15 protein-coding genes are annotated in these 16034 nt (G+C 63.1%); 13 read left to right on the forward strand and 2 right to left on the reverse strand.

Translation table 11 applies throughout. The annotated features are described in order from the left end of the window. Positions 1-80: 80 nt before the first annotated feature. Genes ACVWVP_RS27560 through rtcA form a run of 3 tightly spaced genes read left to right on the forward strand, consistent with a single transcriptional unit; the run spans position 81 to position 3134 of the window. On the forward strand, positions 81-1307 hold the full coding sequence (locus ACVWVP_RS27560; RefSeq protein WP_457409149.1) for an RtcB family protein: 1227 nt from the start codon (positions 81-83) through the stop codon (positions 1305-1307). A gap of 13 nt (positions 1308-1320) precedes the next feature. Next, the gene (locus tag ACVWVP_RS27565) at positions 1321-2109 is read left to right on the forward strand and encodes a nucleotidyltransferase domain-containing protein (protein ID WP_457409152.1); all 789 of its coding nucleotides are present in this window, start codon (positions 1321-1323) and stop codon (positions 2107-2109) included. Positions 2110-2120: 11 nt separating this feature from the next. Then, positions 2121-3134 (forward strand): RNA 3'-terminal phosphate cyclase, encoded by a 1014-nt coding sequence (gene rtcA, locus ACVWVP_RS27570; RefSeq protein WP_457409153.1) that lies wholly within the window; start codon positions 2121-2123, stop codon positions 3132-3134. On the opposite strand, the gene ACVWVP_RS27575 is transcribed toward rtcA, so the two are convergent. Then, positions 3131-4174, reverse strand: a complete 1044-nt coding sequence (locus tag ACVWVP_RS27575) for a LacI family DNA-binding transcriptional regulator (RefSeq protein ID WP_457409155.1) — start codon at positions 4172-4174, stop codon at positions 3131-3133. The two genes, rtcA and ACVWVP_RS27575, sit on opposite strands and share 4 nt — an antisense overlap. 241 nt (positions 4175-4415) lie before the next feature. Here ACVWVP_RS27575 and ACVWVP_RS27580 point away from each other — a divergent pair, with 241 nt between their 5' ends. The 5 genes from ACVWVP_RS27580 (at position 4416) to ACVWVP_RS27600 (ending at position 9007) form a co-directional block, all read left to right on the forward strand. Then, the gene (locus tag ACVWVP_RS27580) at positions 4416-5504 is read left to right on the forward strand and encodes a fatty acid desaturase family protein (protein ID WP_259174580.1); all 1089 of its coding nucleotides are present in this window, start codon (positions 4416-4418) and stop codon (positions 5502-5504) included. A 114-nt stretch (positions 5505-5618) separates the two neighbouring features. Beyond that, a complete protein-coding gene (locus ACVWVP_RS27585; protein WP_178919684.1) occupies positions 5619-5939 on the forward strand; it encodes a MocE family 2Fe-2S type ferredoxin in 321 nt (106 codons plus the stop codon). Positions 5940-5941: 2 nt separating this feature from the next. Beyond that, a complete protein-coding gene (locus ACVWVP_RS27590; RefSeq protein ID WP_457409158.1) occupies positions 5942-7141 on the forward strand; it encodes an NAD(P)/FAD-dependent oxidoreductase in 1200 nt (399 codons plus the stop codon). A 1-nt stretch (position 7142) separates the two neighbouring features. Further along, the gene (locus ACVWVP_RS27595; RefSeq protein WP_457409160.1) at positions 7143-7967 is read left to right on the forward strand and encodes a sugar phosphate isomerase/epimerase family protein; all 825 of its coding nucleotides are present in this window, start codon (positions 7143-7145) and stop codon (positions 7965-7967) included. Positions 7968-8056: 89 nt separating this feature from the next. Next, a complete protein-coding gene (locus ACVWVP_RS27600) occupies positions 8057-9007 on the forward strand; it encodes a Dyp-type peroxidase (protein WP_178919687.1) in 951 nt (316 codons plus the stop codon). Between the two features lie 19 nt (positions 9008-9026). Here ACVWVP_RS27600 and ACVWVP_RS27605 read toward each other — a convergent pair whose 3' ends face one another. Beyond that, the gene (locus ACVWVP_RS27605; RefSeq protein WP_178919688.1) at positions 9027-9899 is read right to left on the reverse strand and encodes an undecaprenyl-diphosphate phosphatase; all 873 of its coding nucleotides are present in this window, start codon (positions 9897-9899) and stop codon (positions 9027-9029) included. A gap of 287 nt (positions 9900-10186) precedes the next feature. On the opposite strand from ACVWVP_RS27605, the gene ACVWVP_RS27610 reads away from it, so the two are divergent. The 5 genes from ACVWVP_RS27610 to ACVWVP_RS27630 all read left to right on the forward strand — a co-directional run bounded on the left by ACVWVP_RS27610 (position 10187) and on the right by ACVWVP_RS27630 (position 15961). After that, entirely contained in the window at positions 10187-10693 is a 507-nt protein-coding gene (locus ACVWVP_RS27610; RefSeq protein WP_178919689.1) for a GNAT family N-acetyltransferase, read from the forward strand. Between the two features lie 275 nt (positions 10694-10968). After that, positions 10969-12525, forward strand: a complete 1557-nt coding sequence (locus tag ACVWVP_RS27615) for an ABC transporter substrate-binding protein (protein WP_178919690.1) — start codon at positions 10969-10971, stop codon at positions 12523-12525. A gap of 12 nt (positions 12526-12537) precedes the next feature. After that, a complete protein-coding gene (locus ACVWVP_RS27620; protein ID WP_178919691.1) occupies positions 12538-13479 on the forward strand; it encodes an ABC transporter permease in 942 nt (313 codons plus the stop codon). Continuing rightward, a complete protein-coding gene (locus tag ACVWVP_RS27625; RefSeq protein WP_178919692.1) occupies positions 13476-14330 on the forward strand; it encodes an ABC transporter permease in 855 nt (284 codons plus the stop codon). Before ACVWVP_RS27620 ends, ACVWVP_RS27625 begins: the two co-directional genes overlap by 4 nt. A gap of 2 nt (positions 14331-14332) precedes the next feature. Next, the gene (locus tag ACVWVP_RS27630; RefSeq protein ID WP_259174585.1) at positions 14333-15961 is read left to right on the forward strand and encodes a dipeptide ABC transporter ATP-binding protein; all 1629 of its coding nucleotides are present in this window, start codon (positions 14333-14335) and stop codon (positions 15959-15961) included. The last annotated feature ends 73 nt before the right edge of the window (positions 15962-16034 follow it).

The following is a 16034-nucleotide window of genomic DNA, read 5'->3' on the forward strand; positions in this document are numbered from 1 at the left end:
ACTTTCTGAATATCTGGCATGACCGCTGCTATATCCCAACCAACGCCGCAGTGACGGCTTTCAAGAAAAGAATCGAGATCATGCAAGAGAAGACCTACCAACTGCTGGAAGTGGCCAACGGCAAGCCGATCAAACTCTGGACCCAAGGCGTGCCTGTGGAACCCGAGGCCCGCCAGCAATTGATGAACACCGCCCAGATGCCCTTCATCTTCAAACACCTGGCGGTGATGCCGGATGTGCACCTGGGCAAGGGGTCGACCATTGGCAGTGTGATCCCCACCGTGGGGGCGATCATTCCTGCGGCGGTGGGGGTGGACATCGGTTGCGGCATGATTGCCGCGCGCACCACGTTGATGGCCGCTGACTTGCCCGACAACCTGTTTGGCCTGCGCTGCGCCATCGAGGCCGCCGTGCCCCATGGCCGCACCCGCAGCCGAAAAGGTCGCGACAAAGGTGCCTGGGAAGATGTACCGGCCGAGGCGGATCAGGTGTGGGCGGCGTTGCACCCACGCTTCAAGGCGATCACCGACAAGTACCCGCAACTGGAACGCGCCAACCACCGCCAGCACCTGGGCACGTTGGGTACTGGCAACCACTTTGTCGAGGTATGCCTGGATGAAGCCAACCGTGTCTGGTTCATGTTGCACAGCGGCTCCCGTGGCGTCGGTAACGCGATCGGTAACTTGTTTATCCAGCTGGCCCAGGCCGATATGCGCCAGCACATCGCCAACTTGCCGGACCGCGACCTGGCGTATTTCGAAGAGGGCAGCCAGCACTTCGATGACTACGTAGAAGCCGTGGGCTGGGCCCAGGATTTTGCCCGGCAGAACCGCGAGTTGATGATGCGCGCGGTGGTGCAGGCCACGCGGCAGGTGATCAAGAAACCGTTTGAAGTGGCCCTGGAAGCCGTGAACTGCCATCACAACTATGTGCAGAAAGAGCGGCATTTTGGCGAAGAGGTGCTGGTCACGCGCAAAGGCGCGGTGTCGGCGAAGAAGGGCGAGCTGGGGATTATCCCGGGCTCCATGGGCGCCAAGAGCTTCATCGTGCGCGGCCTGGGTAACGAAGAGTCGTTCTGCTCCTGCAGCCACGGTGCCGGCCGCACCATGAGCCGCACCAAGGCGAAGAACACCTTCACTGTGGCCGATCAGGTGCGTGCGACGGCCCACGTGGAATGCCGCAAGGACGCCGATGTGATTGATGAAATACCGATGGCCTACAAGGACATCGACCAGGTCATGCACGCCCAGCGCGAGCTGGTAGAAGTGCTGCACACCTTGCGCCAAGTGGTGTGTGTCAAAGGATAAGAGGGGAATCAGGATGGAAAGGGAAGAGCGTCACCCACTCTGCGACACCATGCGTGCGCGGGTGTTGCAAGAGCTGGAAAGGATCGAGCGCGAGCGCAATGTCACGGTGTTGTATGCCTGTGAGTCCGGCAGCCGAGCCTGGGGCTTTGCCTCCACCGACAGTGACTACGATGTGCGCTTTGTCTATGTGGAGAAGCCCGACTGGTTCGTGCAGGTGGACACGCCACGGGACGTGATCGAGCGCCCGCTGGATGACGAGCTGGATATCAGCGGTTGGGAACTGCGCAAAACCTTGGGGCTGCTGCGCAAATCCAATCCCACGTTGCTGGAATGGCTGGATTCGCCGCTGGTGTATCGCCAGGACGCTACCGCCACTGCGCAACTGCGTGGGTTGGCCGAGGCGTTCTACAGCCCGCCGGCTGCGCGCAGTCATTACTTGTCGATGGCCAAGAAGAATTTTCGCGGTTACCTGCAAGGCGATTCGGTGCGTTTCAAGAAGTACTTCTACGTGCTGCGCCCGTTACTCGCGGTGCGTTGGATCGACCTGGGCCTGGGCCGCCCGCCTATGACCTTTGCCGACCTCCTGGGCACGGTGGATGACGCGCAACTGTTGGATGAAGTAGCGGCCCTGCTGGTGTTGAAACGCAATGCCGACGAGGCGGCCTACGGGCCACGGCGCCCTGCATTGCATGGCTATATCCAGCGTGAACTGGAACGCCAGGTGCCGTCATTGCCACGCACCCACGCAGACTCACAACAACTGGATGACTATCTGCGCAGCACGGTCAAACACTTTGCATAAGGACATACGAAATGATTGAGCTCGATGGCGCCTTGGGCGGTGGGCAGGTATTGCGCAGCGGCTTGAGCCTGGCGATGGTCACCGGGCAGGGCCTGCACATTCGAAACATCCGCGCCAAGCGCAGTCGGCCGGGGTTGATGCGTCAACACCTGACCGCCGTGCTGGCGGCGGCCCAGGTGTGCGGTGCCAAAGTGGAAGGGGCCGAGTTGGGCTCCCAGACGCTGCGCTTTGAACCGGGCGCGATTCAGGGCGGCGAATACCGCTTCAGCATCGGCACTGCCGGCAGTTGCACCCTGGTGCTGCAAACCTTGCTCCCAGCGTTGTTGCGCGCACCGACCGCCAGCCGCGTGACGATTTGCGGCGGCACCCACAACCCATTGGCGCCGCCGGTGGATTTCCTGCAACGGGCCTGGCTGCCGTTGTTGCGCCGCATGGGGGCGCGCATTGAACTGAGCCTGAATCGGTATGGATTTGCCCCGGCAGGCGGTGGCGAACTGGAGGCCTTTATCCAGCCCTCTGAACTCGCGCCACTGCACCTGATGCAGCGCGGCAAGTTGCTGGAGTCACGCGCTATTGCCCTGAACGCCGGACTGCCCGCCGAGGTCAGCGAGCGTGAACTCAAGCGTGTGGGCCAGTGCCTGGGGTTCGACGACGCGCAACTGCTTTCAGTAGCCATCGACCCGGAACAAGGCCCCGGTAACCTGCTGATGCTGGAGTATGTGCACGAACACGTCACCGAGGTGTTCAGCGCCTTCGGCATGCACAGGCTGCGTGCCGAAAAGGTGGCTGACCAGGCCATCGAGCAGGCGCAAGAATGGCGTTGCACGCAGACGGCAGTGGGTGAACATTTGGCCGATCAACTGCTGCTGCCAATGGCAATGGCCGGTGGCGGCAGTTTTACCACGCCGCACATGAGCGACCACTTGCACAGCAATATGCAGGTGATCCAGCGCTTCCTGCCGGTGACGATTGATAGCCATGTGCTGGAAGAGGGCGGGTTGAAAATCGAGTGCCGCGCGCTTTAAAGGTTCTCCGAGGTCACGATCTGCGGCGCGATGTACATCCGGTGCCGCACCGGGTCGAAGGTCTCGGCGGTCTGCAAATCCACCAGCAATTCGATCAGCGCCGTGGCCGTCTGGCGCGGTTGTGAATCCATCACCACATCGATCAGGCCTTGGCGCAACGCCTGGCGTGACAGGTCGGTGGACTCCTGCAGGATGCAGCACAGCGCCGGCCGCTTGGGCAACTGCGCCAGGGCGCTGATGATGCCGTCTCCGCCGCCGCCCACGACGCACAGGCCGCGCAGGTCTGTGTGCCGGGCGATGAGGTCGAGGGTGGCCTCTTCGGTGATGTCGCTGTTGTCCAGGTTGATCAGCGGTTCCAGTGGCTTGAGCCCCGGCGCGTGTTCGGCCAGGTAACTGTGCAAGCCTTCGACCCGCGCCTGGTGGCCGAGGAAGCGATGGCCGCCTAACAGAATCCCCACGCTGCCTTTGCGCGCCCCACAGGTGCGGGCCAGCAACCAGCCCATGGTGCGCCCGACCACATGGTTGTCCTGGCCCACGTAGGGTTCGGCGGCGTGCTCGTGGATATCCGAGAGCAGCGCCACCACCGGCACGCCGGCTTCGCGGATTTGCGCCAATGTGGCGTTGATCAGTGGGTGGGCAAAGCTGACCACGGCGAGGGCGTCGCATTGCACGGCCAGGTGTTCGATCTGGGCGGCGATCACGCTTGGCGTGCGATCCACGATGTACTCGAACTGGCAGCTGAGGTTGGCACCGGCATGACGCTGCGCCGCCTCGCCAATCGCCTGCGCCAGGCTGGCGTAGAACGCCTGGGCGGTGGCCAGCAGCAAGATGCCGAAACGGTAGGTGGGGCGACGTTCACGGATGCGTTGGCCGATCAGCCGTGCGGCAAAATAACCCACGGCTTCGGCCGCCTGGAACACCTGTTCGGCAGTCTGCGGGTTGACCGGCGCCCGTGCATTCAACACCCGGTCCACAGTCGCCACGCTGAGCCCCGCATGAGCAGCAACGGTGGCGATGGTCGGGCGTTTATTGTTATTCATCTGACCCCCCAAAGATTGTAGTGAGCGGGCTTGCCCCGCGCCGCGTTGTATCAGACAAGTTTGAGGCGCCAGGCATACCAATGCGCGTGCAAGCACCACGTGATAGAAAACTATCAAGCCCCACCGCGCCTGGATGATAGCTTGATAGGGAATGGATTCAAGGCCTTGAGGGTGAATTACCCGTTCTCTATCGTGGGTTTCGCAAAGCCCCTGAAACCCACGCTTGCGGAGAACAATAACAATGCCTCAACCCACCCGACGCGACTACAGCCTCACCGGCCCCGAAGCGGCCCGCGCGGCCGAAAAAGGCCTGGTGTCAGCGAGCTGGTACCAATCGCCGATTGCCCGTAAACGCATGAAGGAACTGATGCAGCGCCGCGACGGCCCGGCCTTGCGCGACACCGCCCTGTGGATGGCCACACTGTTCGCCACCGGTTTTGGCGGCTACTGGTTCTGGGGCACCTGGGCCTGCGTGCCGTTCTTCATGGCCTATGGCGTGCTGTACGGCACCGCCTCCAACCCGCGCTGGCACGAGACCGGCCACGGCACGGCGTTCAAGACGCGCTGGATGAACGACGGGCTGTATCAGGTCGCCAGCTTCATGTGCATTTTCGAACCCCATGTGTGGCGCTGGAGCCATGCGCGACACCACACCGACACCATCGTGGTGGGTCGCGATCCGGAGATCGTCGAACCGCGTCCGCCCAGCTTCCTGATGATGTTCCTGAGCCTGTTCAACCTGCCCCTGGCCTGGAAAACCTTCAGCGGCGTGGCGCGCCATGCCGTCGGCAAGATGAGTGCCCAGGAGGCCGATTTCATCCCTGAATCCGAATGGCCCAAGGTGTTCCGTGCGGCGCGGATCTGGGTGGGTATCTATGCCGTGATCATCGGCGCCGCGCTGTATCTGCACAGTTGGCTGCCGCTGATGCTGGTGGGCCTGCCGAGCCTTTACGGTGCCTGGCTCGGCTACCTGTTTGGCCTCACTCAACACGTCGGCCTGGCCGAAGACGTGCTCGACCACCGCAGCAACTGCCGCACGATCTACATGAACCGCGTGCTGCGTTTTATCTACATGGACATGAACTACCACCTCGAACACCACATGTACCCGATGGTTCCGTACCACGCCCTGGCCCAGTTGCACGACGAGATCCGTAACGACTGCCCGCCGCCCTACGCCAACCTGCTGGAGGCCTACAAGGAAATCCTCCCGACCATCTGGCGCCAACGCCGCGACCCGAATTACTTCATCCAACGCCCGAGCCCCTGTAGTGAGCGAGCTTGTCGAGGCGTCGAACCGTCGCGCTGGGCCGCGCAGCAGCCCCAATAACGCCACCGCGTTTTTCCAGACAAATTCCGACCGTCGATCTTGGGGCCGCTTCGCAGCCCAGCGGGAGCGAGCTCCCTCGCCACAAGGTCAGCCGGTCACCCGGAGACAAATACCATGAACGACCAATGGATCGACGTCTGCGCCGTGGGCGAAATAGACGAAGAAGACGTGCTGCGCTTCGACCACGGGCCGCACACCTACGCGGTGTACCGCTCGGCCGACAATGAATTCTTCGCCACGGCGGGCCTGTGCACCCACGAGAAAATCCACCTCGCCGACGGCCTGGTGATGGACCACATCATCGAGTGCCCCAAGCACAACGGGCGCTTCGATTACCGCACGGGCAAGGCCCTGGGCGCGCCGGTATGCGTCAACCTCAAGACCTACCCAGTGCGGGTCGAAGCGGGGCGAGTGCTGCTCGCTGTCATGGCCTGATAATGAATGCACCCCTGATTATTGTCGGCGCCGGCCATGCCGGTGGCCGTGCGGCGCTGACCCTGCGCGAAGAGGGCTACACCGGGCGCCTGATCCTGATCGGCGATGAAGTGCACGTGCCCTACGAACGACCGCCACTCTCCAAGGGCTTGTTGCAGGGCACCACGGACCTGGCCGGGTGCAGCCTGCTCAACAGCGAGCGACTGGCCGAATTGGGCATCGAGCATCTTGCCGGTCACCCGGTGAGCCGGTTGGAGCCTTCGCAACATCGCCTGCAATTGGCTGACGGCCAGTGGTTGCCTTACGCCGGGCTGTTGCTGGCGACCGGGGGCAGGGCACGGCGTCTGCCCCAGGAACAGGCCAATGTGTTTTACCTGCGCACCCATGATGAGGCCCTGGCCTTACGCAGCGCGCTGAACCCCGGCACGCGGCTGGTGGTGGTCGGTGGCGGCTTTATCGGCCTGGAAGTGGCGGCGACCGCACGTGGGCTTGGCTGTGAAGTCACGGTGCTGGAGGCCGGGCCACGGCTGGCGGGCCGCGTGCTGCCCCCCGTTATCTCGCAGGCGCTGTTGGACCTGCATCGCGAACACGGCGTGGACGTGCGATTGAATGTGGCGCTGGAATCCATCCAGGCCGACGGCGTGCTGCTGGTCGACGGGCAACGCTTGCCCTGCGAGCGCGTCGTGGTCGGTATTGGCATGCAGCCGAATATGGAACTGGCCGCCGCCGCAGGGCTGGAGGTGGGGCAGGGTATCCGTGTCGATGACTATCTGCGTACCAGTGCGCCCAACATTTATGCGGCGGGTGATGTGTGTGAGTTTCGCCTGGAGGGCTTCTATCAGCGCCAGGAGACCTGGCGCAACGCCGAGGCTCAGGGGCGGCATGCGGCGTTGAATCTGTTGGGGCGTGAAGTGCCGTTCGAAACGATCCCGGGTTTCTGGTCCGATCAGTATGACTGGGGCTTGCAGACCGTGGGGGTGCTGACGCCGTTGATGATCAGCCGCCCACTGGCGGGAGGCGGCATGCTGCTGTTTTACCTGGATGCCGATCAGCGTTTGCAAGGTGCCTGCGGCTGGGCCCCGGGCAACGGCGTGGCCAAGGACATCAAGCTGTGCGAACGCCTGATCACCGCACGGACTGCCCTCGACGCCGCCACGCTGGCCGATCCCGGGCAGTCCCTCAAACACCTGCTGCGAGGCTGATATGCGCCAATTCCTGGTATTCCAATCCCTATGGGCCATGCAAACCGAACCCGGCCCGCTGGAGGCGCAACTCGACCGCATCAAGGCTGCCGGTTTCGACGGCGTCACCGACCACTACTGGAAGCCCGCCGACGTTGCCCGGCTGCACGCGGCGGCCACAGCCAGGGGCTTGCAGATCGAAGGCCAGCTGTTCCCACAAAGCGTCGACGACCTGGCCGCAGCGTTGGACGTGATCAGCCGCCATGGTTGCCATCACCTCACGCTGCAAGCCGACGTGCGCCCGCGCACCCAAAGCGAAGCCGCGCGCTTGGTGGAAGGCTGGCAGCGATTGGCCGAGCAGGTGGACTTTCCGGTACTGTTGGAAACCCATCGCTATCGCCTGACCAACGACCTGCTGTTCACCCTCGACCTGCTGGCGCAAATGCCCGACCTGAAACTGCTGGCCGACCTGTCCCACTACGTGGTCGGGCGTGAGTTGCCCGAACCTGGCGCGCTTGAAGACGACGAACAGATCCGCACAATCCTGCGCCATAGCTGGGGCTTTCATGGCCGCGTGGCCAGCAGCGAGCAGGTGCAGGTTTCGCTGGAGTTCCCCCAGCACCAGGCCTGGGTGCAGCGGTTTACCGAGTGGTGGCGCTACGGGATCAGCGACTGGCTGGCGCGCCCCGACACGCCGCAGAGCTTGTCCTTCACCTGCGAACTCGGCCCGCCGCCCTATGCGATCACCGGCGCCGATGGCCACGAGATCAGTGATCGCTGGGCCGAAGCCTTGAAACTGCAGGCGCTGGTTCGCACCCTATGGCACCGCTGCACCGAGACCTCGTAGGAGCCGGCTTGCCGGCGATGGCGCCCGTAAAATCCCCATCGGATCTGCTAATCTGCCCGGGTCTTTAGCCCCCAGCCCGGACTCTCACCATGTCGACATCCTCTGTTCAGCCGCCCCTGGAACCGCAATCCGTCTGCCACCCCATCACCAGCAGCGCCATCTTCATGGTCGCCACCCTTGCCCCCGGCAGTGAAGACACGGTGCGTGGCTGGTGCGCCGACATCGCCGGGCTGGTGCGTTCGGTGGGCAAGCGCGTGCCGGCGGGCAACCTCACCTGCGTGTGCGGGTTTGGCTCGGATGCCTGGGATCGACTGTTCGGCGCCCCACGCCCGGCCGCATTGCACCCGTTCCGCGAATTCGGTGTGCCAGGGCGCCTGGCGGTGTCGACACCGGGGGATATCCTGCTGCACATCCGCGCCGAACAGATGGACCTGTGCTTCGAACTGGCCACCCATCTCATGGCGGCCCTGGGCGACGCGGTGAAGGTGGTGGATGAGGTGCAGGGTTTCCGCTATTTCGACATGCGCAGCATCATCGGCTTTGTCGACGGCACCGAAAACCCGGTGGGGCGCAAGGCCGAGGGTTTCACCATCGTGGGCGACGAAGACCGCGAGTTCCGCGGCGGCAGTTATGTGCTGGTGCAGAAGTACCTGCACAACATGACGGCCTGGAACGGCCTGACGGTGGAGGCCCAGGAAAAGGTGATCGGGCGCACCAAGTTGTCGGATATCGAATTGGACGAGGAAGCCAAGCCGAGCAACTCCCACAGCGCGCTCACCGTCATCACGGACGAGAACGGTGAAGAAGTGAAGATCCTGCGCGACAACATGCCCTTCGGCCGGCCGGGGGCAGGGGAGTTCGGCACCTATTTCATTGGGTATGCACGTTCGCCGCAGCCGTTGGAATTGATGCTGGAGAACATGTTCGTCGGCCGCCCGGTGGGCAATTACGACCGCTTGCTGGATTTCAGCACGGCAGTCACGGGCGGGTTGTTCTTCGTGCCCTCGGCCGACCTGCTCGAAGAGCTGGCCGACCGCTAACCACAATCCCCTGTAGGAGTCAGCTCAGCAGGCCGGTGCTGACTGCCACAATCAGGAACACCCCGAGCAACGCGCGGTAGATCACGAACGGCCAGGTGGAGAACCGCTCCAGGAACTTCATCAGGCCCCAAATCGCGAAGAACGCCGAGACGCTCGCCACCACCAGCCCGAAGATCAGGTGCGGCCAGGCGTGGGCCGGCATGTCCGCATGCAACAACACCCACAGTTCCTTCAAGCCGGCGAGGGCGATGGCCGGCAGGCCCAGCAGGAAGGAGAAGCGCGCCGCTTCTTCACGCTTGAAGTTGAGGAACAGCGCGGCGGTGAGGGTGGAGCCGGAACGCGACACGCCCGGGATCAGCGCGCCAATCTGCGCGATACCCACGATCAACGCATCGCGCAGGCGCATTTCGCTCACTTCGCGGGTGTGGCGTGCGCGCACTTCGGCCACGGCCAGCAACACCGCCATGACCACGCAGGAAATGCCGATCACCATCAGCCCGCGCAACGGCGAGTTGCAGGCGTTCAGGGTTGAGGACAGCGCAAGGCCGGCAATCCCGATCGGGATGGTGGCCAGCACAATCGCCACCGCCAGCTTGAACCAGCGGTCGTTGTAGTCGCCCCGGCGCACCGCGCCGATGCTGCCGGTGGTCACTTGGCGCACATCACGCCAGAAGTAACTGACCACCGCCGCCAGCGCCGCCAACTGCATGGCCGCCGAAAACGCCGAGCCCGGGTCCTGCCAGCCGAGCAGGGCGGGTACCACTCGCATGTGGGCCGTGGACGACACCGGCAACAGTTCGGTAATGCCCTGGATCACGCCCAGGATGAAGATCTGCAGGTAATCCAGGGAGGCAAAGCCCACATCCAGGCCGGCGGTACAGACGTTGGTCAAAATACATGTCCTTAAAATGAATAACCATGCAGTGAGCGGGCTCGCCCCGCGCCGCGTCGGTCCAGACACCGCACACTCATGGGAGAAACCCGGAACCTGGTCTGGCGCCGCGCGGGGCAAGCCCGCTCACTACAATTTTGGGGAAGTTTATTCTAAATATTTCAGGATTTTGGACGGGGCCAGGTAAATCCGCAATCGGTTCAGCAAACAGAAAGGTTATGCAATGTATTGGCCTGCGTAGGCCTTTTGTGAACAATGGCGCCCTGCGTTTTTTGACCGAGAGCCCCATGCCTGAAACCACCGTCGAATTGATCCAGACCGGCCCCGACGCCTTGGAGTTGATCCGCAATCTCTACCAGTACTACGCCTATGAGTCCTCCGACTGGGAACAGGAAGATGTCGAGTCCGACGGGCGCTTCTATATCCATGACGAGCACCTGGTGCGCTACTGGGAAGACCCGCAATGGAGCGCCCACCTGCTGCTGGTGGAGGGTTACATCGCCGGCTTCCTGCTGATCGAAGGCAGCGAGTTGCCGGGTGTCGACGCCCTGGAACTGGCCGATCTGTTCATTCTCAAGCGCTACCGGCGCAAAGGCATTGGCCGCGCCATCGCCACCCAGGTGCTGTGCAGCGGCGAGCGCAATTGGTTGGTGCGTTTCTATGACCAGGACGAAGTGTCCCAGGCGTTCTGGCGCACGGTGCTGGACAACCTGCCGCGCCCGGTGCAAGCCCTGGAACTGGACGATGACCCGCAGCTGGTCAATTACCTGATTACGCGGGTGGCGCTGCATTGAGGATTGGCGGGTTCATCTAAAAGAGGCTTCGGCCTCTTTTTTTTGTCTGCGTTTCGGCCCATTCGCTGTAGCTGTCTCTGACTTTAATGTTTTTAAATGCATAAAAAAACATTTACAAGCAGGGTGCATGCTGTGAATATGTCCCGGCGAATTTAAAAAAACAAAAATCATCCGCGGCCATGACCTCGCTCAGGCCATAACAATAACGACCTAACACAGGCTTGAAGCCGGCTCCTGCCCCTGGCCGGTCTTTTCAGCGAAGGAGAACGTCTCCCGTGAATCGCTTACTCAATGGAACGCTATGTGTCACCCTCGCACTGGGCGCCGGCCTCGCGCAGGCCCAGAGCACTTTGCGCGTGGGCTTGAACGCCGATATCCGCAGCACTGAACCGGGCGTCAACCGTGATGAGAACACCGACACGGTGATGCTGCACATCGTCGAGGGCCTCGTGGCTCACCGTGAAGACGCCTCCGTCGGCCCATTGCTGGCCCGCGAGGTGCTGCGCTCGGACGACGGCATGACCTACACCTTCAAACTGCGTGAAGGCGTGCACTTCCAGAATGGCGCCACCCTGACCGCCCAGGACGTGAAGTGGACCTGGGAGCGTTACCTCAACCCCAAGACCCAATGGCGCTGCCTGGCCGAATTCGATGGTCGTGGCGGGGCGAAGATCACCGGCATCGACACGCCGGACCCACTCACGGTGGTGTTCCACCTTGACCAGCCCAGTGGCTTGTTCCTGGCCTCGATGGCACGCCCCGACTGCGGTGGCAGCGGCATCCTGCACCGCGACTCGCTGTCGGCCGATGGCAGTTGGAAGGCGCCGGTGGGCACTGGCCCGTTCAGCCTCACCGAATGGAAGCCCGGCCAATACGTGGTGTTGTCGCGTTTCAAGGACTACAGCCCGCGTGACGAAGCCGGGCCGGATGGTTTCACCGGCAAGAAGCAGGCGCTGGTGGATGACCTGCGCTTCATGGTGATCCCCGACCCGTCGTCGGCCAAAGCCGCCTTGATGTCCAACAACATCGACCTGCTGCCCAACGTCAGTGCCAGCGATGCCGAGGAGCTGAAAGCCACGCCGGGCGTACAGATTTCGTTCAGCCCGATCATGGCCATCTGTGGCTTGCTGTTCCAGACCAACGACCCGCTGCTCAAGGATGTGCGCATCCGCCGGGCCATTGCTGCGTCCCTTGATTACGGGCAGATGGTCACCGCGTTGTCCAACGGCACCTCCGAGCCGAACAACTCGGCGATCCCGCAGACCAGCCCGTTCTACAGCGCCACCGCCAAACAGGGTTACCACCACGACCCGCAACTGGCCCAGCGCCTGCTCAAAGAGGCCGGCTACAACGGCCAGCCGATCAAGATGATCGTCAACAAGCGTTACTCGCAGATGTTCGACATGGGCCTGCTCAGCCAGGCCATGGCGGTGGCCAGCGGCTTGAACATCCAGATGGAAACCCTGGAGTGGGGCACCCAGCTGGAGCGCTACCAGAGCGGCAACTACCAGATGATGGCGTTTTCTTATTCCTCGCGCCTGGACCCGGCCACCAGCTTCGACTCGCTGATGGGCGACAAGACCAAGGAACCCCGCAAAGTCTGGGACAACCCCCAGGCCCAGGTGGTGCTGCGCGAAGCAGTGCGTGAGAGCGACACGGCCAAGCGTCAGGCGCTGTTCGACCAACTGCACACGATGATGATCCACGACACGCCGATGGTGATCATCTACAACGGCACGGTCGCCGCAGCGCTGCGCGACAGCGTCAAGGGCTTCCACTCGTGGCCGGTGTCATCGCCACGGTTGTGGGGCGTCAGCCTCGCGGCACAGTAACAGGGCCTGAACATGTTGCGTTTTATCCTGCAAAAACTCGGGATGGCGGTGCCTACGCTGTTGCTGATTTCGGTGATGGTGTTCGCGTTGATCCGGCTGATTCCCGGCGACCCGGCACTGCTGATGCTCGGCGATATGGCCGACCCACAAAGCCTGGCGGACATGCGCCACACCCTCGGCCTGGATCACTCGTTGGTGACCCAGTTCCTGATCTGGTTCAAGGCCGTGTTGAGCTTTGACCTGGGCTTTTCCATCAGCACCAAACAGGCGGTGCTGCCGCTGATTCTCGACCGGTTCAGCGTCAGCGCGACCATCGTGCTGGTGGCGGTGCTGCTGGCCACGCTGATTGCGGTGCCGATCGGCCTGATCGCTGCCTGGAAACAGAACAGCGCCCTCGACCTGGGGTTGGTGTCCGTGGCGACCTTGCTGCTGTCGATCCCCAGCTTCTGGCTCGGCCTGTTGTTGCTGCATGCGTTCGGCATCCAGCTAGGCTGGCTGCCAGTGGTGGGCTACGTGAGTTTCGCACAGGCTCCCTGGCAAGCCATGAGCTACATGGTGCTGCCGGTGGTGACCCTGACCCTGGTGGAAGTCGGCGCGATCACCCGCATGGCGCGGGCCAGCACGATCGAAGTGCTGCGCCTGGAATACATTGCCCATGCTCGGGCCAAGGGTCTGTCGGAGCGTGCCGTGCTGTGGAAACACGCCTTGCCCAACGCCTTTGCGCCCACCTGGACCCTGGTGGGGCTGATCCTCGGCAACCTGCTGGGGGGCATTGCGGTGCTGGAAACCGTGTTCACCTTGCCGGGTATCGGCCGGTTGATGGTGGACGCGATTTTCGCCCGCGACTATCCCGTGCTACAGGGCTGCCTGTTGCTGATCACCTTTATCTATGTGCTGGTCAACCTGTGTGTGGATCTGCTCTATCCGCTGTTCGATCCAAGGGTGAAGTTATGAGTTCGACAATTGCCGTGTCGGCGCCGGCCAAGCGCCGCCGCGCCTGGGCACCGGCCAACGCCTTGATCGGCGGCGGGTTACTGGTGGCTCTGGTGGTCCTGGCCTTGATGGGGCTGGTGTGGTCGCCGTTCGACCCGCTGAAGATCGACTTGCTGTCGCGCTTCCAGGCGCCATCGGCCGCCCATTGGCTGGGCACCGATGAGTTCGGTCGCGATGTGTTCAGTCGCTTGTTGATCGGTGCACGCACCAGCCTGTGGGTGAGCCTGCTGACGGTGAGTGTGGCAGTTATCGCCGGCACCTTGATCGGCATGCTCGCCGGTTACCTGCGCGGCTGGACCGACCGCCTGTTGATGATGTTCAACGATGCGCTGCTGGCATTCCCTGGCATCCTCATGGCCCTGGGCATCATGGCGATCATCGGCGCGAGCAAGTACGGCATCGTGTTGGCCCTGGGCATCGCCTACACGCCTTCGGTGGTGCGCGTGGTGCGCGGCACGGTGTTGTCCCTGCGCGAGCTGGAGTACATCGAAGCGTCGCGGGTCATCGGCAATTCCGAGCTGTACACCATGCTGCGGCACATCGCACCGAACTGCCTGGCACCGTTGTGCGTGCTCGCCACCAGCATGTTCGGCTGGGCATTGCTGTCGGAAAGTGCCCTGAGCTTCCTCGGCCTGGGCGTGCCGCCACCGGCCGCGACCTGGGGCAACATGCTCGCCAGCAGCCGTCCCTACATCGCCTCTGCACCCTGGCTGGGCGTATTCCCCGGGCTGTTTATCTGCCTGACGTTGCTGGCGATCAACCTGTTTGGCGATGCACTGCGTGATCGCCTCGACCCACGGATGAGGAAGTGAACATGTCGGCCAATCCTGTTTTGCTCAACGTGGAGCACCTGAAGATCCGGGTAGGTGAGCACGGCCCGTTGGCGGTGGATGACTTGAGTTTCAGCATCGCCCCCGGTGAGATCGTGGCGTTGGTGGGCGAGTCTGGCAGCGGCAAGACCATGGCCGCCCGCGCCGCCATCGGCCTGCTGCCGTTGCCCATGCAGGTGTGCGGTGGGCGCCTGGATTTTCAGGGGCGTGACCTGGCCAGTGTGAGCAGCGAAGAGCTGCGCGGCATTCGCGGCGCGAGCATCGGCATGGTGTTCCAGGAGCCTATGGTGTCGCTCAATCCGGCGTTGAAGATCGGCCAGCAGATGAGTGAAGCGCTCAGGCTGCACACCGACCTCGATCCGCCGCAGATTCGCGAACGTTGCCTGACCATGCTGCGGCGTATCGGCATCAAGGCGGCCGAACGTTGCCTGGAGTCTTACCCGCACCAGTTCTCCGGTGGCATGCGCCAGCGCATCATGCTGGCCTCGGTGATGCTGCTGCGCCCGGCGTTGTTGATCGCCGACGAGCCCACTACCGCGCTGGACTGCCTGGCGCAGTTGGACGTGATCGAGTTGATGCTGGAACTGACCCGCGAGCAGGGCACCGCGATCCTGTTTATCAGCCATGATCTGTCCCTGGTCGCTCGTTATGCCCACAAGGTGGTGGTGATGCGCCACGGCAAGGCGGTGGAGCAGGGCAGCATCGACGACATCCTGCTGGCGCCGAGGGCCGACTACACCCGCCAACTGCTGGAAGCCTTGCCCCGGCGTGGCGAGCTGGCAGCGCTGCCGGCGAGCAATGGGCCATTGGTCGAGGTGGACCAGGTGTGCATCGAGCACCCCGGGCCGACCTCGTTCTGGGGCAAGCGCCAGTTCAATCGTGTGGTGCATTCGGCCAGCCTGGTGATCGCCCCCGGCGAAACCCTGGCGTTGGTGGGGGGCAGCGGTTCGGGCAAGACCACCCTGGGGCGTTCGCTGGTGGGGTTGATCAAGCCCTGCGCCGGGGCGATCCGCTTCAAGGGCGTGGACATCCTCAAGGCGGCCAACCGTACCCATCGCTTGCAGTGCCAGATGATTTTCCAGGACCCGTATTCGTCCCTGAACCCACGGATGAAAATCGGTGAAATCCTCGCCGAACCGTTGCGTCACGAGCCCGGCCTGAACGCTGCCGAGCGCCGCGAGCGGGTGACGCAGACCCTCAAGGACATCGGCCTGGGCGAGCAGTTTGTCGAGCGCTTCCCCCATCAGCTCTCGGGGGGGCAGCGCCAGCGCGTGGCCATCGGCCGTGCCCTGGTGCGCCACCCGCAACTGGTGATCGCCGACGAGCCGATCTCGGCCCTGGACATGACCATCCAGAAGCAGATCCTCGAGCTGTTCGAGCGTTTGCAGGCCCAGTACGGCTTTGCCTGCCTGTTCATTTCCCATGACCTGGCGGCGGTGGAGCGCATCGCCCATCGGGTGGCGGTGATGCACCAGGGCAATGTGGTGGAAGTGGGTTCGCGCGAGCAGATCTTCGATCACCCGCAGCACCCGTACACCCGGCAGTTGCTGGCCGCCGCCAGCCCGCTGGAACAGTTGCCGGACGGCGGCTACCGAATACGCCCGGCCATTTAAAACCCTGATTTCACTCGGCGCGCAGGCCGTGAAGCCTGCGCGATGGGGAACGTCGTGCCCAGAAAAACAATAA

The sequence above is a fragment of the Pseudomonas sp. TE24901 genome (assembly GCF_054058375.1).

Coding starts and splice junctions, on each gene's coding strand:
- ACVWVP_RS27560 (WP_457409149.1), top strand. CDS start 81: ATGCAAGAGAAGACCTACCAACTGCTGGAAGTGGCCAACGGCAAGCCG.
- ACVWVP_RS27565 (WP_457409152.1), top strand. CDS start 1,321: ATGGAAAGGGAAGAGCGTCACCCACTCTGCGACACCATGCGTGCGCGG.
- rtcA (WP_457409153.1), top strand. CDS start 2,121: ATGATTGAGCTCGATGGCGCCTTGGGCGGTGGGCAGGTATTGCGCAGC.
- ACVWVP_RS27575 (WP_457409155.1), bottom strand. CDS start 4,174: ATGAATAACAATAAACGCCCGACCATCGCCACCGTTGCTGCTCATGCG.
- ACVWVP_RS27580 (WP_259174580.1), top strand. CDS start 4,416: ATGCCTCAACCCACCCGACGCGACTACAGCCTCACCGGCCCCGAAGCG.
- ACVWVP_RS27585 (WP_178919684.1), top strand. CDS start 5,619: ATGAACGACCAATGGATCGACGTCTGCGCCGTGGGCGAAATAGACGAA.
- ACVWVP_RS27590 (WP_457409158.1), top strand. CDS start 5,942: ATGAATGCACCCCTGATTATTGTCGGCGCCGGCCATGCCGGTGGCCGT.
- ACVWVP_RS27595 (WP_457409160.1), top strand. CDS start 7,143: ATGCGCCAATTCCTGGTATTCCAATCCCTATGGGCCATGCAAACCGAA.
- ACVWVP_RS27600 (WP_178919687.1), top strand. CDS start 8,057: ATGTCGACATCCTCTGTTCAGCCGCCCCTGGAACCGCAATCCGTCTGC.
- ACVWVP_RS27610 (WP_178919689.1), top strand. CDS start 10,187: ATGCCTGAAACCACCGTCGAATTGATCCAGACCGGCCCCGACGCCTTG.
- ACVWVP_RS27620 (WP_178919691.1), top strand. CDS start 12,538: ATGTTGCGTTTTATCCTGCAAAAACTCGGGATGGCGGTGCCTACGCTG.
- ACVWVP_RS27625 (WP_178919692.1), top strand. CDS start 13,476: ATGAGTTCGACAATTGCCGTGTCGGCGCCGGCCAAGCGCCGCCGCGCC.
- ACVWVP_RS27630 (WP_259174585.1), top strand. CDS start 14,333: ATGTCGGCCAATCCTGTTTTGCTCAACGTGGAGCACCTGAAGATCCGG.